General features: G+C 63.3%; 21 protein-coding genes and 1 pseudogene. 20 read left to right on the top strand and 2 right to left on the bottom strand.

The genetic code is table 11. The features are described from left to right. Positions 1–19 precede the first annotated feature (19 nt). The 10 genes from NL532_RS31855 (at position 20) to NL532_RS31810 (ending at position 9,563) form a co-directional block, all read left to right on the top strand. Positions 20–343 carry a YbaB/EbfC family nucleoid-associated protein gene (locus tag NL532_RS31855; RefSeq protein WP_023669519.1) on the top strand — a complete coding sequence of 108 codons (324 nt, stop codon included), beginning with the start codon at positions 20–22 and terminating at the stop codon, positions 341–343. Between the two features lie 218 nt (positions 344–561). Then, a complete protein-coding gene (locus tag NL532_RS31850; RefSeq protein ID WP_023692601.1) occupies positions 562–1,530 on the top strand; it encodes a cell wall hydrolase in 969 nt (322 codons plus the stop codon). A gap of 97 nt (positions 1,531–1,627) precedes the next feature. Then, positions 1,628–2,233, top strand: coding sequence for a recombination mediator RecR (gene recR, locus NL532_RS31845; RefSeq protein ID WP_023828455.1), 606 nt, complete (start codon positions 1,628–1,630; stop codon positions 2,231–2,233). A gap of 194 nt (positions 2,234–2,427) precedes the next feature. Next, the gene (locus NL532_RS31840; RefSeq protein ID WP_023828454.1) at positions 2,428–3,705 is read left to right on the top strand and encodes a lytic murein transglycosylase; all 1,278 of its coding nucleotides are present in this window, start codon (positions 2,428–2,430) and stop codon (positions 3,703–3,705) included. Between the two features lie 264 nt (positions 3,706–3,969). Continuing rightward, on the top strand, positions 3,970–5,613 hold the full coding sequence (locus NL532_RS31835) for an ABC transporter substrate-binding protein (protein WP_023682026.1): 1,644 nt from the start codon (positions 3,970–3,972) through the stop codon (positions 5,611–5,613). 19 nt (positions 5,614–5,632) lie between these two features. Next, positions 5,633–6,700, top strand: a complete 1,068-nt coding sequence (locus tag NL532_RS31830; RefSeq protein WP_023669524.1) for an ABC transporter permease — start codon at positions 5,633–5,635, stop codon at positions 6,698–6,700. Beyond that, positions 6,697–7,617, top strand: coding sequence for a nickel transporter permease (nikC, locus tag NL532_RS31825; RefSeq protein ID WP_023738173.1), 921 nt, complete (start codon positions 6,697–6,699; stop codon positions 7,615–7,617). Before NL532_RS31830 ends, nikC begins: the two co-directional genes overlap by 4 nt. A gap of 10 nt (positions 7,618–7,627) precedes the next feature. Continuing rightward, complete coding sequence (locus NL532_RS31820) at positions 7,628–8,464, top strand: ABC transporter ATP-binding protein (protein WP_023682023.1); 837 nt, start codon at positions 7,628–7,630, stop codon at positions 8,462–8,464. Beyond that, entirely contained in the window at positions 8,461–9,210 is a 750-nt protein-coding gene (locus tag NL532_RS31815; RefSeq protein WP_023688757.1) for an ABC transporter ATP-binding protein, read from the top strand. The genes NL532_RS31820 and NL532_RS31815 overlap by 4 nt, the downstream gene beginning before the upstream one ends. Positions 9,211–9,224: 14 nt before the next feature. Further along, complete coding sequence (locus NL532_RS31810; protein WP_023828453.1) at positions 9,225–9,563, top strand: DUF2185 domain-containing protein; 339 nt, start codon at positions 9,225–9,227, stop codon at positions 9,561–9,563. 10 nt (positions 9,564–9,573) lie between these two features. Here the strand turns inward: NL532_RS31810 and NL532_RS31805 are convergent. Next, positions 9,574–10,340, bottom strand: a pseudogene (locus NL532_RS31805) (efflux RND transporter permease subunit); the annotation flags it as partial. Between the two features lie 210 nt (positions 10,341–10,550). On the opposite strand from NL532_RS31805, the gene NL532_RS31800 reads away from it, so the two are divergent. Further along, complete coding sequence (locus NL532_RS31800; RefSeq protein WP_023755169.1) at positions 10,551–11,828, top strand: 4-aminobutyrate--2-oxoglutarate transaminase; 1,278 nt, start codon at positions 10,551–10,553, stop codon at positions 11,826–11,828. A gap of 118 nt (positions 11,829–11,946) precedes the next feature. On the opposite strand, the gene NL532_RS31795 is transcribed toward NL532_RS31800, so the two are convergent. Continuing rightward, on the bottom strand, positions 11,947–13,200 hold the full coding sequence (locus NL532_RS31795) for an NAD(P)/FAD-dependent oxidoreductase (protein WP_286487864.1): 1,254 nt from the start codon (positions 13,198–13,200) through the stop codon (positions 11,947–11,949). A gap of 492 nt (positions 13,201–13,692) precedes the next feature. Here NL532_RS31795 and NL532_RS31790 point away from each other — a divergent pair, with 492 nt between their 5' ends. The 9 genes from NL532_RS31790 to olsA all read left to right on the top strand — a co-directional run bounded on the left by NL532_RS31790 (position 13,693) and on the right by olsA (position 21,705). Further along, positions 13,693–14,985, top strand: coding sequence for an imelysin family protein (locus tag NL532_RS31790; RefSeq protein ID WP_023755167.1), 1,293 nt, complete (start codon positions 13,693–13,695; stop codon positions 14,983–14,985). Positions 14,986–15,044: 59 nt separating this feature from the next. Beyond that, complete coding sequence (locus NL532_RS31785) at positions 15,045–15,356, top strand: (2Fe-2S)-binding protein (protein WP_023669536.1); 312 nt, start codon at positions 15,045–15,047, stop codon at positions 15,354–15,356. Continuing rightward, the gene (bfr, locus tag NL532_RS31780; protein ID WP_023669537.1) at positions 15,322–15,807 is read left to right on the top strand and encodes a bacterioferritin; all 486 of its coding nucleotides are present in this window, start codon (positions 15,322–15,324) and stop codon (positions 15,805–15,807) included. The genes NL532_RS31785 and bfr overlap by 35 nt, the downstream gene beginning before the upstream one ends. 12 nt (positions 15,808–15,819) lie before the next feature. Further along, positions 15,820–17,409, top strand: a complete 1,590-nt coding sequence (locus NL532_RS31775; protein WP_023755166.1) for a di-heme oxidoreductase family protein — start codon at positions 15,820–15,822, stop codon at positions 17,407–17,409. Further along, positions 17,409–18,488, top strand: a complete 1,080-nt coding sequence (locus NL532_RS31770; protein ID WP_023730920.1) for an imelysin family protein — start codon at positions 17,409–17,411, stop codon at positions 18,486–18,488. The genes NL532_RS31775 and NL532_RS31770 overlap by 1 nt, the downstream gene beginning before the upstream one ends. 2 nt (positions 18,489–18,490) lie before the next feature. Continuing rightward, a complete protein-coding gene (locus tag NL532_RS31765; protein ID WP_023688748.1) occupies positions 18,491–19,597 on the top strand; it encodes a DUF1513 domain-containing protein in 1,107 nt (368 codons plus the stop codon). A gap of 107 nt (positions 19,598–19,704) precedes the next feature. Next, the gene (gene tsaB, locus NL532_RS31760) at positions 19,705–20,382 is read left to right on the top strand and encodes a tRNA (adenosine(37)-N6)-threonylcarbamoyltransferase complex dimerization subunit type 1 TsaB (RefSeq protein ID WP_023669541.1); all 678 of its coding nucleotides are present in this window, start codon (positions 19,705–19,707) and stop codon (positions 20,380–20,382) included. Further along, positions 20,382–20,876, top strand: coding sequence for a ribosomal protein S18-alanine N-acetyltransferase (gene rimI / locus NL532_RS31755; protein ID WP_023669542.1), 495 nt, complete (start codon positions 20,382–20,384; stop codon positions 20,874–20,876). The genes tsaB and rimI overlap by 1 nt, the downstream gene beginning before the upstream one ends. A gap of 28 nt (positions 20,877–20,904) precedes the next feature. Further along, positions 20,905–21,705 (top strand): lyso-ornithine lipid O-acyltransferase, encoded by an 801-nt coding sequence (gene olsA / locus NL532_RS31750; RefSeq protein WP_023696735.1) that lies wholly within the window; start codon positions 20,905–20,907, stop codon positions 21,703–21,705. Positions 21,706–21,748: the final 43 nt, after the last annotated feature.

Genomic DNA, 21,748 nt, shown 5'->3' with positions numbered 1-21,748 from the left:
ATCCGCAAAGGACCCGACCATGAAAGATCTTCTCGGCCTGATGGGCAAGGCGAAGGAAATGCAGGCCAAGTTCCAGGCCATGCAGGACGAGATCGCGACGATTGAAGCAAGCGGGCAGGCGGGCGGCGGGCTGGTCAATGTCACGCTGACCGGCAAGTTCGAAATGAAGTCGCTGAAGATCGATCCGTCGCTGTTCAAGGAGGACGAGGTCGAGATTCTCGAAGACCTGCTGCTGGCCGCTCACAATGACGCCAAAAATAAGGTCGAGCAGATTATGCAGGAGAAGACCAAGGCGCTGACGGCAGGCTTGCCGATCCCGCCCGGAATGAAATTGCCGTTCTGAGCCGGCTCCAACCAGTTAATTGATTATGAAGAGAAATCGGCTGCGGAGGCTGTTGTTAAGACTTTCTCCGGCTTTGCTCACGCGGACATATCCGGGCATTTATAAAGTTTTACCTATGCTGCACGAAAGCTAATCCTTTAGCCATCTTTTTGCCTTTAAGAGTCTCATTCTTGCCACATCTCGGGGCGGGCTGGCATCTGGACAATGAGGCATTTTTGTTGATCGCGACGCGATGGAAGACGCCGCTTCTGCTCGGCATCATCTTCTCCCCTATGTTCCTGGCGGGTTGTAGCCAGACCACGTCTTCGCACGGCCTGTCGGTCGCCAGCCTGACCGACGCCATCACGCCCAGCTTCCTTTCGACGCGCGCCTACCGCAACACGCCGAAGGAGAAGGAATGCCTGGAGCGGGCGATGTTCTTCGAGTCCAACCGCTCGAGCCGTGACGGCATGATCGCCGTCGGCACGGTGGTGATGAACCGGCTGCGCTCCGGCAATCATGGCAGCACCATTTGCCAAGTGGTTGGCGAACCGGGCCAGTTCGCGCCCGGCGTGATGACGCGGGCGATGAATTCGAAAGCGATGCCCGATGTCGAGGAGGCCGCCGATGCGGTGCTCAAGGGCGAGCGCAAGGCCAAGCTGAAGAACACGATGTACTTCCACACCGCCGGCCTGAGGTTCCCCTACAAGAACATGCATTACACCATGGTTGCCGGCGGCAACGCCTTCTACGAGAAGCGCGGTCGCAACTGGCAGCCGCTGCCGGATGAATCCACGACCATGGTTGCCTCGGCGCAGCCGCGCGCGCCTGTGCCTGAAGCGCCGTTGCAGGTTGCCTACGCCGAGCCGGTGGTGAAGACCATTGTCCGTCCAGATCCGGCCAAGCAGGCCGCGGCGGTTCGCGCAGCCAAGGCGACACGTGCCCCGGCCGAGCAGACCTATGTGACGGCTTCCGCGGCGCCCGCCAAGAGCGCCCGCATCGCCGCCAAGCAGACGGAGGTGGCGATGCAGGAGCCGATGGCCGAGCCCGATGCCTCGCGTTTCGGCGGCACGCTGAACGCCCGCTACATCACCTCGGTTCCATCGGCAACGCAGGAAGCGTCGATGGGCTTCCAGTCGACGCCTGAGAATACCGATGCTATCGGCGCGATGATTATCGACCAGACCCGGCCAGCGTCAGCTTACTGACGCCTAAAACAGTTTCCAAGCCCGCCATGGCAGCATGGCGGGCTCGGTGCGTATGCGGCATGTTTCAAAGCGCGCGGAAAAATCCTAGATCAGTGCGATGTCGAAGCGAATCGCCGGTCCCGAGATCGAACGCCTGATCCAGCTCCTGGCCAAGGTGCCGGGGCTAGGGCCGCGTTCGGCCAGGCGTGCGGCACTGCACCTCATCAAGAAGAAGGAGCAGCTTTTGTCGCCGCTCGCCGCCGCCATGGCTGAAGCCGCCGACAAGGTGCGCATCTGCACGATCTGCGGCAATGTCGATACCTCCGACCCTTGCATGATCTGCACCGATCCGCGCCGCGATGCCTCGACGCTGATCGTCGTCGAGGATGTCTCCGACCTCTGGGCGCTGGAGCGGGCGGCGGCCATGAATGTGCGCTACCACGTGCTCGGCGGCACGCTGTCGCCGCTCGACGGCATCGGCCCCGACCAGCTCAATGTCCGCTCGCTGGTCGACCGCGTCGCCGGCGGCGAGGTGAAGGAGGTGATCCTCGCCGTCAACGCCACGGTCGAGGGCCAGACGACGGCGCACTATCTCACCGACCAGTTGTCGGGCTTCGAGGTCAAGGTGACACGACTTGCCCATGGCGTGCCGGTTGGCGGCGAGCTTGATTATCTGGATGAGGGTACGCTGGCGGCGGCCTTGCGCTCGCGGACGGCGTTTTGACGCAATTGGCGGGCAGGATGTGCGACATGAAAGCTTCGCATTCTTCGAGGTTTGCGCCAAACACCCCCCTCTGTCCTCCCGGACATCTCCCCCTCAAGGGGGGAGATCAGCAGCTTCTCGGGCGGCATTCTTCTTTCAACGCTGGTGGTTGGCGAAAACCGAAGCGACAGCCAATCTCTCCCCTTGTGGGGGAGATGTCCGGCAGGACAGAGGGGGGCGCGACAGAAAGCGGACCTTTCCGATTGGCGCTCGTTGCGCTTCTCGCATCCCTTGTTGCCCTGCTTTTTGTAGCCCCCGCCTCCGCCGCCAAAATCGACGACCAGTTCCGCGCCTGGCTGCAAACCGATCTCTGGCCGGAAGCCCAGACCAAAGGCATCTCCAAATCCACCTTCGACGCCGCTTTCGATGGCGTGAAGCCGAACCTCAAATTGCCCGACCTCGTCCTGCCCGGCGAGAAACCCAAAACCCCGCAAAAACAGCATCAGGCCGAGTTCGGTTCGCCCGGCGCCTATTTCGCCGAAAAGACGGTGCGCGCCGTCACGTCAGGTGGGCGCACGCGCGAGGCGGCCAACGCCAGGACGCTGGCTGCGATCGAAAAGCGCTACGGTGTCCCGGGCGAGATACTGTTGGCGATCTGGGGCCGCGAGACCGGCTTCGGCGCGGCGAAAATGCCCTACGACGCCTTCGAGGTTCTCGGCACCAAGGCGTTCATGTCGACCAGGAAGGACTTCTTCCGCACCGAGGTACTGGCGGCGCTCGAGATCGTCGAGCATGGGTTGGCGCCGGTCGGCGCCATGAAATCGTCCTGGGCCGGCGCGCTCGGCCAGCCGCAATTCATGCCGACCTCGTTCCTGAAGCACGCCGTCGACTACGACGGTGATGGGCACCCGGACATCTGGAATTCGACGCCGGACGTGCTGGCCTCGATCGCCAACTATCTCGTCCACTATGGCTGGGTGAAGGGGCGTGGCTGGGGTTTCGAGGTGACGGTTCCGGAAAGCGTTTCCTGCTCGCTCGAAGGTCCCGACCAGGGCAAGAAGATCTCAGCCTGGGCGGCGATGGGAATCAGCCGCGTCGGCGGCAAAGCCTTTCCGGCCAACGAACTGAAGGCGGAAGGGTTCCTTTTGATGCCGGCCGGACGCAGCGGTCCGGCCTTCATCGCCACGACAAATTTCTACGTGCTGAAGCAATACAACACCAGCGACCTCTACGCCCTGTTCATCGGCCATGGCGCTGACCGCATCGCCCATGGCGATGCTGATTTCGTCGGCAGCTGGGGTGCGGTCGGCGGCCTGCATCGTTCCGACATCGCCGCGCTGCAACGGGCGCTGGAGGCCAAGGGCTACGATGTCGGCAGCGCCGACGGCCTGCCCGGCTTCAAGACCCGCCGCTCGATCGGCAGCTGGCAGGAAAAGAACGGCCGCCCCGCCACCTGCTTCCCCGACGCCGATCTGGTTGCTGCCATCAAGTAACACCGAAAAGAGCAGATTTTTCCCCATCGGCGGCTGCAATTGGCTCGCCCATGCTTCGACGCGCACAGCATATTCCGGTCCAGTATGCCGGCTCGCAAAAATGCCCGTTGCCGGTTGGAGGGCTGCCGGATAGGGTGTTGACCAACTGGAAAAAAATCAACACGGTATGGGGTCTAACGGTCGTCCTCCGGCCGCGAAAAAGATTACTGCAGCCCTGAGCCGGGAACTCGGGGTCAACAATCAACAAAACAGGGAACAATCATCATGATGATGGAAAAGTTTGCTCTACGTTCGCGCGTCTGGCTCGCAGGTGCTGCCATGTCCGCTCTGCTCATTGGCGTCGCGCCGGCCTTTGCCGTGACCCCCGCCGACACGCTGGTCGAAGGTTTTGCCATCGACGACATCATCTCCATGGATCCGGGCGAGGCGTTCGAACTGTCGACCGCCGAAGTCACCGGCAACACCTATGATCTGCTGGTCCGCCTCGACCTCAGCGACACCTCCAAGGTCAAGGGCGACCTTGCCGAGAGCTGGACCGTCTCCGACGACGGCCTGGTCTATACGTTCAAGCTCAAGCCCGGCCTAAAGTTCGCTTCGGGCAATCCACTGACGGCCGCCGATGTCGCCTATTCCTTCGAGCGCGCCATCAAGCTGGATAAGCCGCCGGCATTCATCATCAACCAGTTCGGCATCAGCGGCGACAATGTTGCCGACAAGGCCAAGGCCGTCGACGATACCACCTTCCAGTTCACCGTCGACAAGGCCTATGCGCCGAGCTTCGTGTTAAACTGCCTGTCGGCAACGGTCGCTTCGGTCGTCGACGCAAAGCTGGTCAAGGAACATGTCGCCGCGGTGACGCCGAGTGCCGACTACAAATGGGACAACGATTTCGGCAACGCCTTCCTGAAGACCGGTTATGCCGGCTCCGGCGCCTACAAGCTGCGCGAATGGCGGGCCAATGAGGTCGTCGTGCTGGAGCGCAACGACAATTACAATGGCGAGAAGGCCAAGCTCGCCCGCGTCATCTACCGCAACATGAAGGAAAGCTCGGCACAGCGCCTGGCGCTCGAAGCAGGCGACATCGACGTTGCCCGCAACCTCGAGCCGAACGATCTCGACGCCATCGCCAAGAATGCCGATCTCACCACGACCAGCGCGCCGAAGGGCACGGTCTTTTACATCAGTCTCAACCAGAAGAATCCGAACCTCGCCAAGCCCGAGGTTCGCCAGGCGTTCAAATATCTGGTCGACTACGATGCGCTGAGCACGACCATCCTCAAGGGCATTGGCGAGATTCACCAGACCTTCCTGCCCAAGGGCGTGCTGGGCGAACTGGACGAAAATCCGTTCAAGTTCGACGTCGCCAAGGCCAAGGAACTGCTGACCAAGGCCGGCCTGGCCGACGGCTTCAGCGTAACCATGGACGTACGCACGGGACAGCCGACAACGGGCATGGCGGAATCGATCCAGCAGACGCTTGGCCAAGCCGGCATCAAGCTGGAAATTATCCCGGGCGACGGCAAGCAGACGCTGACCAAATACCGCGCCCGCAATCATGACATCTATATCGGCCAGTGGGGCCAGGACTATTTCGATCCGAACTCCAACGCCCAGACCTTTGCCTCAAACCCGGACAATTCGGATGAAGGCAAGACCAAGACGCTGGCCTGGCGCAATGCCTGGGACATCCCGGACCTGACAAAGCAGACCGAAGCAGCCTTGCTGGAGAAGGATGCCGGCAAGCGCGCCGATATGTACAAGAGCCTTGAAAAGACGATCCTCGACACCAGCCCCTTCGTAATCATCCACCAGCAATTGGAAGTGGCAGGCCTGCGCAAAAACCTGAAAGGCTTTGCGCTCGGTCCGAGCTTCGACACCAACTTCGTCGGCCCGGTCTCCAAGGAATAGCGCCGGCGGACGCGCCCTGATGAGCGCGATTGAAAACCAGGCGACGGCGGGGCAGGGAAGCGCCCGCGCCGTCGCTATCTTGTTGGCGATCGGCCGCTTCCTGGTCATCGCCGTCACCACCTATCTCGGCCTGCTCGCGGTGACCTTTTTCATCGGCCGCGTCATCCCGATCGATCCGGTGCTGGCGGTGCTCGGCGACCGCGCACCGGCCAATGTCGTCGAGCGCACCCGCCGCGAGATGGGGCTCGATCTTCCGTTGATCGAGCAATTCTATATCTATCTCAAGCATGCGCTTAACGGTGATTTCGGCACCTCTGTGCTGACCACCAATCCTGTGATGACCGACATACGCCGTGCCTTTCCGGCAACGATCGAACTGGCGACTTTGGGCACTCTGATAGGCTCGTTGATCGGCGTGCCGCTCGGCGTGCTGGCAGCGGTAAAACGCGGCAGTCTCATCGACCAGATCGTTCGCATTGTCGGCCTGATTGGCTATTCCGTGCCTATCTTCTGGATCGGGCTTTTGGGGCTTGTCCTGTTCTACGCCAAGCTCCAATGGGTGGCTTTTCCCGGCCGCCTCGACATCGTCTACGAGTACACATTCACACCGATCACCGGCTTCTACCTGCTCGACGCCGCGCTGCAGGGCCAGTGGGATGTCTTCTACGACGCTTACCGCCACATCATCCTGCCGGCAGGGCTGCTGGGCTATTTCTCGCTCGCCTATATCAGCCGAATGACGCGCTCCTTCATGCTGAATGAGCTGTCGCAGGAATACATCGTCGCCGCGCGCGCCAAGGGCCTGTCTGAAACGCGAATCATCTGGGGCCATGCGCTGCGCAACGCCGCGGTGCCGATGGTCACGGTGATCGCGCTGTCCTATGCCGGGCTGCTCGAAGGTTCGGTGCTGACCGAGACGGTGTTCTCCTGGCCCGGCATCGGCCTCTACATCACCAATTCGCTGCAGAACGCCGACATGAACGCCGTGCTCGGCGGCACCATCGTCATCGGTTCGGTGTTCATCGGCATCAATCTCCTGTCCGACGTTCTCTACAAGGTGCTCGATCCGAGGACGAAGACAGGATGAGCGCCGAAGCAATCCAAACGCGCCGCGATTGGCTGCTCAGTGATCGGCCGGCCTCGCGCATGCAGGCACGGCTCGGCCGCGCCTACGTCGCTTGGCGGCGCTTTTCCGCCAACCGGCTGGCGTTTCTCGGCCTGCTCATCATCATCGCGCTGCTGCTGGTCGCCGCCTTTGCCGATGTGCTGGCGCCCTATTCGCCGACTATCGGCGAACTCAAGAATGCCCGGCTTTTGGCGCCGAGTGCGGCGCATTGGTTCGGCACCGACGATCTCGGCCGCGATATCTATTCGCGCATTCTTTTTGGCTCGCGCTGGACCCTCTATGTCGTCATTCTTGTCGCTGTCATCGCAGCCCCCATCGGCCTTTTGGTCGGCACCGTCGCCGGCTATGCCGGCGGCTGGACCGATGCCATTCTGATGCGCATTACCGACATCTTCCTCGCCTTCCCCAAGCTGATCCTGGCACTGGCCTTTGTCGCGGCCCTTGGCCCCGGCATCGAAAACGCGGTGCTGGCCATCGCCATCACCTCGTGGCCGCCTTACGCCCGAATTGCGCGGGCCGAGACGATGACCGTGCGCAATTCGGATTACATCAAGGCGGTGCAATTGATGGGCGCCTCTCCGTTCCGCATCGTGCTGCGCCACATCATGCCGCTCTGCATCTCTTCGCTCATCATCCGGGTGACGCTCGATATGGCCGGCATCATCCTCACCGCCGCCGGCCTCGGCTTCCTCGGCCTGGGCGCCCAGCCGCCGCTGCCGGAATGGGGCACGATGATCGCGTCCGGCCGCCGCTTCGTGCTCGACCAATGGTGGGTGGCCGGCGCGCCGGGCTTCGCCATCCTCATCGTCAGCCTCGGCTTCAACCTGCTTGGCGACGGCCTGCGCGATGCGCTCGATCCCCGGAGTGGCGATCAATGAGTGGTGACCAATGAGCGGTGCACTTCTCGATGTCGACGACCTGCGCGTCACCTTCCCGACTCGGACCGGCCTCATCCAGGCGGTGCGCGGCGTCACTTTTTCGCTTGGCCGAGAGCGGCTGGGCATTGTCGGCGAAAGCGGCTCCGGCAAGTCGCAGACCGGCCGCGCCATCATGGGCCTGACGCCGCCGCAGGCGCTAGTGTCGGCCAAGAAGCTCGCCCTCGACGGCATCGACCTTCTGGCCATACCGGCCCGTCAGCGCCGGGCGCTGCGCGGCAAACGCATCGCCATGATCCTGCAGGATCCGAAATATTCGCTCGACCCCGTGATGAGCATCGGCCGCCAGATCGTCGAGACGCTGCGCACGCATGAAAAGGTCTCCAAGGCCGAAGCGCGCGAGCGGGCGCTGGCCATGCTGGAAGCTGTGCAGATCCGCGATCCCTCGCGTGTCTTCGACCTGCATCCGCACGAGGTGTCCGGCGGGATGGGCCAGCGCGCCATGATCGCAATGATGCTGATCGCCGGACCGGAACTGATGATCGCCGACGAGCCGACCTCGGCGCTCGACGTCACCGTGCAGCTCGATGTGCTCGGCATCCTCGACCGCTTGGTCAGTGAGCGCGGCATGGGCCTGATCTTCATCTCGCACGATCTGCGGCTGGTCGCCTCCTTCTGCGACCGCGTCATCGTCATGTATGCCGGCAAGGTGGTCGAGCAGCTCAAGGCGTCGGAGCTGCGCGACGCCCAGCATCCCTACACGCGCGGCCTGCTCAACTGCATGCCCAGGATCGGTTACGAACGCCACCCGCTGCCGGTGCTCGACCGCAAGCCGGAGTGGGCGGCATGACGCCAGCCATTTCGATTGAAGGGCTGGAGGTGGTGTTCGACCGTTTTCGCGCGCTGAAAGGGGCGAACCTCGAGGTGAAGTCCGGCGAATCCTTCGGCCTGGTCGGCGAGAGCGGTTCCGGCAAGTCGACGCTGCTCAAAGCCATTGCCGGCCTGGTGCCGGCCAAATCCGGCACTATCACGGTCAACGGCAAGACGCTGGGAGCGCGCCGCGACAAGGCTTTTTATCGCGAAGTGCAGATGGTCTTCCAGGACCCGTATGGTTCGCTGCACCCGCGCCAGACCGTAGACCGCCTGCTACAGGAACCGCTCGCCATTCACGGCTTTGCCGATGGCGAGCAACGCATCCAGCGCGCCCTTGACGAGGTCGGATTAGGCAACGGTTTCCGTTTCCGCTACGCGCACCAGCTCTCCGGAGGTCAGCGTCAGCGCGTGGCGATCGCGCGGGCGCTCATCCTCGAACCGTCGATACTGCTGCTCGACGAACCGACATCGGCGCTCGACGCTTCGGTGCAGGCCGAAGTGCTCAACCTGCTCGAAGAAATTCGCCGGCGGCGCAAGCTGACCTTCCTGATGGTCAGCCACGACCTCGCCATCATCACCCATATGTGCGAGCGCCTGATGGTGATGCAGAATGGCGAAGCGGTGGAAAATCTCACCGCGGGCCAGCTGATCGGGCATCGGGTGGAGAAGGATTATACGCGCAATCTGTTGAGGGCGAGCGAGGGGTTTGTGCGGACCGCTTGAATCTGGGGTTTCCTATGGCGGAATGGAAGTTCGAAGACCCACCCAACGTCGCGGTGTTGTCGGACACAAGCATATTTAAACGTGGTGACTGGATCGCATACGTTGTGCACGAAGCTGATGACGACGATAACCACAACGATGAGGGTGGCAGTTGGCAATTTCAAAGCAGCGACAAGAAAAATCGAGATGAACCCGAGATAATGCTCGTCAGCCTCCAGAATGTGGTTCAGCGGGATGAGAGCATCCTGGAATTGGCCGATTTGCCAAAAGGCTGGCATGCTTGGCGCGATTCAAAATTGTCCCCCTGGCAGCGCGCTAAATCACTCCCTGTACCCTCCAACGACAACGAGTGATGCAGCAGGGCTAAGTCGAGCTTTGCGCCAGTTCGCCGTTCTCCGGAACAGATGGTTCGTCCCCCTGCTTAGGCTCCTTGATCCTGAACCACGTCACATAAAGCGCCGGCAGGAATAGCAGCGTGATCGCCGTGCCGGCGATGATGCCGCCATCATGGCGTAGGCCATCGGGCCCCAGAACACTTCGCGCGCGATCGGGATCAGCGCCAGGCTGGCGGCCGCGGCCGTCAGCGCGATCGGCCGCATGCGGTGCTCGGTCGCTTCGATACGGCTTCCCAGCGGTCTTGGCCCTCGGCCACCAGATCCTTGATCTGCACGATCAGGATCACCGAGTTGCGGATCAGGATGCCGATCAGCGCCAGGACGCCCAGAATGGCGACGAAGCCGAGCGGTGCGCCGCTCGGCACCAGGGCCGCGACCACGCCGATCAGGCCGAGCGGCGCCACCGCCACCACCAGGAACAGGCGCTGAAAACTTTGCAACTGGATCATCAGGATGGTCGCCATCACGAACAGCATCAGCGGCACCACCGCTGCGATCTGTCCCTGGCTTTTTGCGCTTTCTTCGACCGAGCCGGCGGTTGCAACGGAATAGCGGGCGGCAGTTTGGCGATGAAGGCGTCGACCGACGGCTTCATCAATTCGTTGACGACGGTGGCCGGCAGCACGTCGCCAACGAGGCCCGCGCGAACGGTGATCGTCGGGATGCGGTTGCGCCACCACACCGTCGGCTGTTCGAGGTCGTAGCGGAAGTCGCCGCTGCCGCGAGCGGGATCGCTTCGCCGTTCCCGGTGACGGGTGAGCTGTCACGGACTGCCCCGTACGTGTATCGGTCGGCTGGTTAAGACCGGTCTGTCGAAGTGGCCCGCATCGACGACAGGCCCAATCGCCCGGCGGCGGTGCCAACTTGAGGAAAACGTGAAATAAGGTCAGAAGAGGCCTTGGCATTCATCTAACGAGAACGGGCGTCGGCCCAATGAGGGACGAAATGAAGAACGCAGCCATTTCCGAGCGCAAGAACCAGTCGATCTCGCGCGGCGTCGGCATGACAACGCAGATCTATGCCGACCGCGCCGAGAATTCGGAGATCTGGGATGTAGAAGGCCGCCGATACATCGATTTCTCCTCGGGCATCGCCGTCGTCAACACCGGCCACCGCCATCCCAGGGTGATCGAGGCGGTCAAGGCACAGCTCGACCGCTTCACCCATACCTGCCACCAGGTCGTGCCCTATGAGAGCTATGTGCGGCTGGCCGAACGGCTGAACGGCATGCTGCCCGGCAAGTTCGAGAAGAAGACCATCTTCGTCACCACGGGCGCTGAAGCCGTCGAGAACGCCATCAAGATCGCCCGCAACGCCACTGGCCGCCAAGCCGTCATCGCCTTTGCCGGCGGCTTCCACGGCCGCACCTTCATGGGCATGGCGCTGACCGGCAAGGTCGTGCCCTACAAGGTCGGCTTCGGCGCCATGCCGGGCGACGTCTACCACGCGCCGTTTCCGGTGCCGCTGCACGGCGTGTCTACAGCCGATTCGCTGGCCGCACTCGACAAACTGTTCAAGGCCGATGTCGATCCGGCTCGCGTTGCCGCCATCATCATCGAGCCGGTCCAGGGCGAGGGCGGCTTCTACGACGCGCCGCGCGAATTCCTGACGGCGCTGCGCAAGCTCTGCGACCAGCACGGCATGCTGCTGATCGCCGATGAGGTGCAGACCGGCTTTGCCCGCACCGGCAAGATGTTCGCCATGGATCATCATGAGGTCGCGGCCGACATTACCACCATGGCGAAAAGCCTGGCCGGCGGCTTCCCGCTGGCGGCGGTCACCGGCCGCGCCGAGATCATGGATGCGCCCGGTCCTGGCGGGCTCGGCGGCACCTATGGCGGCAGCCCGATCGGTGTCGCCGCAGCACACGCCGTGCTCGACGTAATCGAGGAAGAAAAGCTGTGCGACCGCGCCAATACGCTGGGCGCCCGGCTGAAACAGCGGCTGCAGTCGATCCGCGACGATGTGCCCGAGATTGTCGACATCAGGGGTCTCGGCTTCATGAACGCGGTCGAGTTCAACGACGTCAAGAAGGGCCTGCCGTCGGCCGAGATCGCCAATGCGATCCGGCTGAAGGCGCTCGACAAGGGACTGATCCTGCTGACCTGCGGCGTCTACGGCAACGTCATCCGTTTCCTCGCCCCGATCACCATCCAGGACAATGTCATGAACGAGGCGCTGGACATTCTGGAAAGCTCGATCCGCGAAGTCTGCGCTGCCTAGCGCAAACCCTACCTCCCCCTTGTGGGGAGGTCGGACCGCAGGTCCGGGTGGGGGGCCTCGCGCCGACCCCAACCCCGCTTCGCAGCGACCCTCCCCACAAGGGGGAGGGTAAGTGCGTCTAGCCCGCAGCCCGTGCCGGCTCATCCTGCTGGAACGCGGCCAGCGCCGCCTTCAGCCCATCAGGCCCTTCCGCAACAGTCTGCGCCATCGGCGAAAACCCGGCCCCGAGCATCTTGCGGCCCAGCATATGGTCGCCCGGCCTGTTGACGGATTCGATGCCGAGCAGCCGGCTTCCAGCATAGTGGTAGATCGAGAACTTGTTCTCAGCGAGGTCGCCCAGCACGACATGGCTGTCGCCGCCCGAGGTCAGCCCGACCATCTGCAGTTTCATGTCGCCGATGTCAGACCAGAACCACGGCACCGCCGCATAGGCGTCCGTATGGCCGGTGATCGTGCGTGCGGCAAGCCGCGCCTGGTCGGTGGCGTTCTGCACCGATTCCAGCCGCACGTCGCCGCCGGTCGACCAGTGGCGGTAGGAAGCGGCGTCGCCGATGGCCAGAATATCAGGCACTGAGGTGCGCATCTGTTGGTCGACGCGGATGCCATTGGCGACAGTCAGTCCGGCAGCCTGAGCAAGTTCGACATTCGGCACGGCGCCGATGCCGACGATGACCATGCGCGCGGGCAGCCTTTCGCCGGTGGAGGTGATGGCAGCGCAGACATGGCCGTTTTCCCCTTCCAGCCTGGCAATGGTGGTGCCGATGAGGATACGCACGCCGATCGCCTCCAGCCGTTGGCGGACATGGCTCGCCACCACCGGCGCCACGGCGCGGCCAAGCAGCCGGTCGACAGCCTCGACCAGGGTGACGTTGCGGCCGGCGGCCCTCAGCGTAGCCGCGATCTCCAGCCCGATGAAGCCGCCGCCGAGGATGACCACGTCTTCGCTTTGGGCGCTGAGCTGGCGGATCAGCCGCGCATCGGCGATCGAGCGCAGCGACAGCACGCCCGAGAGGTCGGCGCCCGGCAGCGGCAGGAGCCGCGGCCGCGAACCGGTGGCCAGGATGAGCCGGTCGAACGGCAGCACGCCGCCGCCTGCTATGTCCAGCTTGCGGCCTGCCGTATCGATGCTGTCGATTCGGACGCCCGGCCTGAAGTCGATGGCGCTGCCGGTGTAAAAGGCCTCGCCGCGCAAGGGTTGCGGCTTGGCATCGGCGTCCTTGATGAAGGTCTTCGACAGCGGTGGCTTGTGATAGGGCAGATCGGTTTCGTCGCCGATCAGTATGACAGGCCCGTCATAGCCTTCCTCGCGCAGGCTGGCGGCCGCTTGCACGCCCGCATGACCCGCACCGACAATGACGACCCCGTTCTTCATCGCAACCCGAATTCCTGTTTCAAATCTGGAGCATGATGCCGAAAAGTGTGAAGCGGTTTTCGGACGACATCATGTTTTGATTGTGAGCCGTTCCGCCAGATGGCGATTGTCTGCCGCCGTCGCAAGAGCCCCGGTCCGGGTCGCACCCGGAACGGTCGCTTGTCAATCGCGGCGTCTCTCACCTTGGCTGCTGGCTATACGATTGAAAGTTGACAGTCCCAGTTTAGAATAATTCTAAACTGTTGTTTCAATTGAATTTTCTAGGGTTGACCAGTTGACTTCCGGCCTCGCCATCGTTTTATGGAGGCTCGCGCGTCAGCGCACCCCTTTGATGTTTGGGCCTTGAACCCGTTCGATTGGAGGCATTTGGTGTCTTTCTTCCGTGAGCCGCGCAATGGCGCGGCATCTGTGGTGTCCTACGGCATGCCTATGTCCCGGCACCGTTTGGCACGTGCGCCTTTTACCGAATCCCCTTTGAACTGGAGAATGATGATGACAGCGCGATATGGCGGCAGGCTGGCTGCGATCGGTGCCACGGCAATGTTGACGGCGGCGGTTTTCATTCTGCCGGCCAAGGCGGCGGAGATCGATGCCAAGGCGGTCATCAAGACCTATTCCGACATCGCGCTGGCCAAGTACGAGGATTCGCTGACCACGGCGCAGGCGCTCGACAAGGCTGTCGACGCGCTGCTTGCCAACCCGTCGGCGGACACGCTGAATGCCGCCCGCGATGCCTGGAAGGCGTCGCGCGTGCCCTACCAGCAGACCGAGGTCTACCGCTTCGGCAACAAGATCGTCGACGACTGGGAAGGCAAGGTGAACTCCTGGCCGCTGGACGAAGGGCTGATCGACTACGTCGCCAAGAGCTACGGCACCGAGTCCGACGCCAACGCGCTCTACACCGCCAATGTCATCGCCAACAAGGAAATCGACATCAACGGCAAGAAGGTCGACGCCTCCAGGCTGACGCCGGAATTCCTCTCCGGCACGCTGCAGGAGGCCGGCGGCATCGAGGCCAATGTCGCCACCGGTTATCACGCCATCGAATTCCTGCTCTGGGGCCAGGATTTGCACGGCACCGGCCCGGGCGCCGGCGAGCGTCCGTACACCGACTACGACCTCAAGAACTGCACCGGCGGCAATTGCGATCGCCGGGCCGAGTATCTGAAGTCGGCCAGCGATCTTCTGGTCTCCGACCTGCAGGAGATGGTCGGCAACTGGAAGGAAGACGGCGCCGCCCGCAAGAACCTCGTCGATGGCCAGCCGAACACCGCTATCTCGGTGATCTTCACCGGCATGGGCTCGCTGTCCTACGGCGAACTGGCCGGGGAGCGCATGAAACTCGGCCTGCTGCTGCACGATCCCGAAGAGGAGCACGACTGCTTCTCGGATAATACCTACAACTCGCATCTCTATGACGCTATCGGCATCCGCGCCGCCTATCTCGCCAGCTACACGCGCATCGACGGCACCGTCGTTTCAGGCCCGTCGGTGCACGATATGGTCAAGGCGGCCGATCCGGCGATCGACAAGGAACTGTCCGACAAGCTCGATGTCTCGGTCGCCAAGATGGAGGCGATCAAGGCGCGGGGAGTGGCCGGCGAGGCCTACGACCAGCAGATCGCCGAGGGCAACACCGAAGGCAATGCTACCGTGCAGGCGGCAATCGACGCGCTGGTCGACCAGACCAAGTCGATCGAACGCGCCGTCGGCGCGCTGAAGCTGAACAACATAGCCTTCGAGGGGTCCGACAGCCTCGACGCACCGGACAAGGTGTTCAAGTAGCACCCCAACCAACCACCAGCCAAACGGCGCGGAGGGGCGCCGTCAGCCAGAGCCAATCCATGCTGATCTGCCATTGCAACATCATCACCGAAAAGGAGATTGAGCAGACGATCGTCGATCTGCTGGATCAGGACCCCTGGCAACTGATCGTGCCGGCGAAGGTCTATCACACGATGCAAAAGCGCGGTCGCTGTTGCGGCTGCTTCCCAAATGTGGTCGAAACGATCATTCGGGTCACCGAAAATTACCACACCCGTTCGGAGGCGAGCGGCGTGGACATCGTTTCACACCTGGATCGCGTCAGAGGCCTGCGCGTCCAATATGGGAGCAGAATCCATGAAAGGCGAACCGCAGATCATCGAGCGGCTTAACGAGGCTCTGTTCCTGGAGCTTGGCGCCGTCAATCAATACTGGGTGCATTTCCGCCTGCTCGAAGATTGGGGATATGCCAAGCTGGCAAAGAAGGAACGCGCCGAATCGATCGAGGAGATGCACCATGCCGACCGGCTGGTGGCCCGTATCATCTTCCTCGAAGGGCATCCCAATTTGCAGTCCGTGGCGCCGTTGCGCATCGGCCAGAACGTCAAGGAAGTGCTCGAATCCGATCTCGCCGGCGAATATGACGCACGCACCGCCTACAAGCGTTCGCGCGAGATCTGCAACGAAGCCGGCGACTACGTGACGATGAAGCTGTTCGAGGAATTGCTGGCGGATGAGGAAGGTCACATCGACTTCCTCGAGACGCAGCTCGACCTCCTTGCCTCGATCGGCGAGGAAAAATACGGCCAGCTCAACGCCGCATCGGCGGACGAGGCGGAATAGGACCATGCAGGAATGCGGCGCCCCCTAGATATTCTGCGCCGCTTGGGGCGGGCTAACGGCCCGCTGCTCCTCAAAAACCCGCGATGCCAGGCGTTTCGTGGGCTTTCGGTTGTAATCCTGGCGGCAATTTTGGCCCCGGCCCTGGCCGGATCGTCGGAACCGGTCGGCCTCGCCACGAGCCGCACCGACCTGACGCCGAAGGACCGGTCCCGCGTCCTTGCCGTTACCAGGCCAACCCATGATTTCTCCAAGCCCGAATCCTTCGAAACGATGCAAGGCGGCGCCGGCACGTCGCGCAAGCAGGTCGACCGCGACGCCTTCTCGCAACCGTCTGAAAACATCACCTTCGAGGAACAGGGCAATTTCAAGCTCGGCAATGCGCTTTTCCGCAAGAACTGGGTGTCGTCGCCATCCTCGACCCAGGCCTCGGACGGTCTCGGACCCCTGTTCAACGAGCGCGCCTGCCAGAATTGCCATTTGAAGGATGGCCGCGGCCGCCCGCCGGCCGCCGACAGCCGCACCACGTCGATGTTCCTGCGGCTGGCGCGCGATGCGAGCACGGCCGAGGAAAAGACCGAGATCGCCGCGCACAAGGTGCTGAACTTCCCCGATCCGGTCTACGGCGCGCAGTTGCAGGAACTGGCGGTGCCCGGCCTCAAGGGCGAAGGCCGCATGTATGTCGATTATCGCGAGGAAAAGGTCACGCTCGGCGACGGTAGCATCGTTTCGCTGCGCAAGCCGAGCTATTCGGTCGACGGGCTTGGCTACGGCCCGCTTGACCCGCGCACCACGCTGTCGCCACGTCTGACCCCGCCCATGATCGGCCTTGGCCTGATCGAACAGATCGCGCCGGCCGACATCCTTGCCCATGCCGATCCCGACGACCGCGACGGCATTTCCGGCAAGCCCAACATGGTGCGTGACCTCAGCAGCGGGCAACTGACGCTTGGCCGCTTCGGTTGGAAGGCGCAGACCGCATCGATCCCCCAGCAGGCGGCGGACGCCTTTGCCGGCGACATCGGCATTTCGACGCCGGAAGAGCCCAGTCACTGGGGCGATTGCACCGCCGCAGAAAAGGCCTGCCTCGACATGCCCAATGGCGTGCAGAAGCGGCTCGGCCCGGTCGAGGCGCCACCACCGGTGATGGACCTCGTCACCTTCTATTCGCAGAACCTGGCCGTGCCGGCGCGGCGCGATGTCGGCGCACCCGCCGTGCTCGCCGGCAAGAAGCTGTTCTACGAGATGGGCTGCATTGCCTGTCATACGCCGAAATTCGTCACCATGCGCGGGAACAAGGCGCAGGCGTTCCAACTGATCTGGCCCTATTCCGACTTTCTGCTGCACGACATGGGGCCTGGCCTTGCCGACGGCCAGGCGGTGGGCGATGCCACGGGCAGTGAATGGCGCACCCCGCCGCTATGGGGCATCGGCCTGACAAAGACCGTCAACGGCAACGCTTTCTTCCTGCATGACGGGCGTGCGCGCACGCTTACCGAAGCGATCCTGTGGCATGGCGGCGAGGGGCAGAAGGCGCGCGATCGCTTTGCCGCCGCCAATACGGCCGACCGCGATGCTCTCATCAAATTCCTGGAGTCATTCTGATGCTCAAGCGGGTTTTGCCTGTTCTACTCCTCCCATTGGCTCTGTTCGGTGCGTCCCCGGCATCGGCCTCGGTGAAAGCCTCCGATGTCATTCAAAGAGCGATCGACGGATTTGTCCGCCCCGCCTATGCCAGCCTGCATGGCCATGCCGGCACCTTGGCGAAGGCCATGGACGCGCTCTGCCAGGCGCCGTCGCAGGGCAACCTCGATGCCGCGCATGCCGGATTCTCGGCCACGGTCGCAGCCTGGTCGTCGGCTGAAATCATCGGCTTCGGGCCAATCAAGGAGAACAACCGGCTGGAGCGCATGCTCTACTGGCCGGACCGAAAGAGCATCGGCCTGAAGCAGGTGCAGGCGGCGCTGGCCGGCAAGGATCCGACCGCCACCGATCCGGCGCAGCTGGCGGGCAAGAGTGTCGCGATGCAGGGATTAGGGGCGCTGGAGTTCGTGCTTTACGGCGACGGCGCCGAGACGCTCGTCGGCAAGGACGAGCCCTATCGCTGCGCCTATGGCGCGGCAGTCGCCAAGAACATCGAGACCATGGCGGCCGATGTCGACGCGGCCTGGAAAAAACCGGACGGTTTTGCAGCCTTGTGGGCTAATCCCGGACCCGACAATGCGCTTTACCGCGACGGCACCGAAGCGGTGACCGAACTGGTCGGCGTCTTCATCAACGAGCTGGAAATGGTCCGCGACGTGCGCCTCAAAGGTTTTTTCGGCGCCAAGCCGGAGGCTGACAAGCCAAGGCAGGCGATCTACTGGCGGTCGCAAAACACCGGCCTGTCATTAGCCGGCAACCTCTCCGGCATTGATGCGCTGTTCCAGGCCTCGAAGCTCGGCGACGCGCTGCCCGAGGATAGCAGATGGATGGCGGAATCCATCCATATCCAGCTCATCAATGGCGTTGCCACTGCCAAATCCATCCAGGGTCCGATCGACAAGACGCTGGCCGATCCCGCGGAGCGCGGAAAACTCGAGCATTTCGCGCTGATCACCTCCAGCCTGTCGGGCCTGATCGGCACCAGGCTGACCGCCGAGTTCGGCCTGACCGCCGGCTTCTCCTCGCTCGACGGAGACTGATCATGAGGACGCCACTGATCGACCGCCGCAATTTTCTCAGGGCTGCCGGCGCCGGCTTGGTCGCGTCAATGGCGCCGCGGGCCTGGGCGGACACGCTTGCCGCCGATGCCGTCTTTGCCACCGCCTTCGTCAAGCGCGACGGCAGCTTTGGCGCCGCTGTGTTGTCGGAAGCCGGAAAAGTATTGCATGCGATCGACCTGCCCGACCGTGGCCACGACGTCACCTTCGATCCGGTCTCGAAGCGCTCCGTGGTCTTCGCCCGGCAACCCGGCACCTTCGCCGTGGTCTTCGACCATGCCGGCCGCGAGCCGCCGCTGACCATCGCCAGCATCACCGGTCGGCATTTCTTCGGCCACGGTGTGTTTTCCACCGACGGCGCGCTGCTTTACGCCACCGAAAACAATTTCGACAATGCCGCCGGCGTGGTCGGGATCTACGACGCACGGGCCAAGTTCAGCCGCATCGGCGAGTTTCCGACCTATGGCATGGGGCCGCATGAGCTCTTGCTGCTCGGAGACGGCCGGACGATCGCCATCGCCAATGGCGGCATCGAGACCCATCCCGACTATGGCCGCGCCGAGCTCAACATCGCCACCATGAAGCCGTCCTATGTGCTGGTCGATCGCACAACCGGCGATCTCATCGAAAAGCACGAACTGCCGCCGGCTCTGCACCAGCTGTCGATTCGCCACATGGATGCCGACCCCACAGGCACCATCTGGTTCGGCTGCCAGTACCGCGGGCCGGGCACCGAGCGGCCACCGCTGGTCGGCCGCGCCACGCGCGGCAAGGGGCTGCAGCTGCTCGACATGCCGCAGGACGTGCTATCCGGCTTCCGGAATTACATCGGCTCGGTCGCCGCCAACCCGATTGCCGGCACGGTCGCGGTGTCTTCGCCGGAAGGCAATTCGCTGGCCGTCATCGACGCCGCCAGCGGCAAGATCGTCGCCACCAAGGCGCTGGTCGAGGTCTGCGGCCTGGCGCCCGACGGCCCGGGCTTCATGGCAACCACGGGTGCCGGCGAAATCATCGAAGGCAGCGGCGCGACGCGCTCCGAGCCCGACTATGTCTGGGACAACCACATGCTGCGCATCGCGCCGGCGGCGTAAGCCGTCCGGCCTGCACCGAAGCGAAGCCGCTTAACAATTTACGCGCTGGCTCTTGCGGCGGCGCGCCGTGGCGGGCAGAGGGAGACTGTTTTTCGAACCGGTCGCCCATGAAACTGCTCGCCATCGACTGTGCCGCCAATCTCTGCGCCGCTTGTGTCTATGACGCATCGGGCGGCAGAGAACTTGGCCGCTCGGTACTCGATCTCGGCAAAGGCCATGCCGAACACCTGATGGCTGTCATTGACGAAGCGCTGAAAGCGGACGGCACCGATTATGCCGGCCTTGGCGCCGTTGCGGTTTCCATCGGTCCGGGTTCCTTCACCGGCCTGCGGGTGGGCGTCTCGGCGGCGCGCGGCCTGGCGCTGGCGCTGAAGATCCCGGCGATCGGGGTAACGACACTGGAGGCGCTGGCGGCCGAGGCGAGGGCGGCATTTCCCGGCCGCCCGGTCCTGGCCGCTCTCGATGCCGGCCGCGAGGAAATCCATGCCGCGCTTTACGATGCGGAAGCGATTTTGCGCTATGGTCCGGCGGTGACCACACTTGCGCAAGCCGCGGGAATGGCGGCGGACAATCGTCCGGTGCTTGCCGGCACGGCCGCCGTGCAGATCGCAGCCGCGGCCGGTCGCGATTTCGATATCGGCCCGACGGCTGCCACCGCCGACATTGCCGTCTACGCCCGGCTCGCCGCTGCAAAAGGCGAGGGCGACAAGCCGAAGCCACTCTATCTGCGCGGCGCCGATGCCAAGGCGCAGGCCGGGTTCATCCTGTTGAGGCAGGAAAAGTGATGCGCATCCCTTTCCTCCAGCCGCGCCGCAGGGACTATGCGCTCGAGCCGCTGACCATCGCCGACAGCCCGGCAGCGTCGGTGCTGCACCGCGAGGATTTCGTCCGGCCCTGGACCGATGGCGAGTTCGCCGCGTTGCTCGAACAGGAAACCGTGTTCGGCTATGCCGCGCGCGAAATCGGCCAGGGCGCCAAGCCGCCGGTCGGCTTCGTGCTGGCCAGGCTTGCAGCCGGCGAGGGCGAGATTCTGACCGTGGCGGTGGCGCGCTCGCATCGCCGCCAGGGGCTCGGCTGGCAATTGATGGACGCCGTACTGCGCGAATTGCATGCGCAGCGCGCCGAGGCGCTGTTCCTTGAGGTCGACGAGACCAATGTCGCTGCCATCGCCCTCTACCGGCGGCTGGGCTTCCGCCAGGTCGGCCACCGCGCCAATTATTACCGCTCGACCGAACATGGTCCTACCGGCGCGCTTGTCATGCGCCGCGATCTTCGCTAGCCAAAGTTTTGGGGCAGGGCCAAGCTGCATGATCGGAAAAATCAGGATTTTCCTGGCGCTGAGCCTCGTTGTCATCGGTTCGCTGGTCCTTGTGCCTTTGCAGCTGCTGTCGATGAAGACTGGAATCTGGCGTGAGACGGTCATTCTGAAGGCCTGGCACAGCCTCATCGTCCGGACGCTCGGCCTGCGCATCCATGTCAAAGGTGCGCTGTCCAGCCAGCGCCCGCTGCTGGTCGCCTCGAACCATATCTCCTGGACCGACATCATGGTGCTGGGCTCCTTTGCCGATGTGACCTTCATCGCTCGGGCGGACATGGAGGGATGGCCGCTGATCGGCTGGCTGTCGAAACTGCAGCGTACGGTCTTCATCGAACGCGAGCGCAAGCGGACAGCTGGCGACCAGGCCAGCGAGATCGCCAGCCGCATGGCCAAGGGCGACGCCATGGTGCTGTTTGCCGAGGGCTCTACCGGCGACGGCAACACCATCCTGCCGTTCAAGAGCACCTTGTTCGGCGCCGCCTCGATGGCGATTTCGGAAGGCGCGGCCGAGCAGGTCTTCATCCAGCCGCTGGCGATTGCCTACACGCGGGTGCACGGCGTGCCTCTCGGCCGTCGCCACCGGCCGCTCGCTGCCTGGATCGGCGATCAGGACCTGATGCCGCATCTCAAGGTGCTGATGGCCGAAGGCGCCATTGACGTCGAGGTGCATTTCGGCGAGCCCATCGCCTTTTCCAAGGGCTCGAACCGCAAGGAAACGTCGAGGCTGATGGAAAGCCAGGTGCGCGCCATGATGCAGGCCGCGCTCGCCGACCCGCGCCAGAGTCGGTAGCGCAACCTAGAATCGTCTGTTTTTTGTCACGGAAAGGCGTTAG

Source organism: Mesorhizobium sp. C120A, assembly GCF_030323105.1.
Lineage (GTDB): Bacteria > Pseudomonadota > Alphaproteobacteria > Rhizobiales > Rhizobiaceae > Mesorhizobium.
This window is presented reverse-complemented; position numbering and strand designations above follow the sequence as displayed.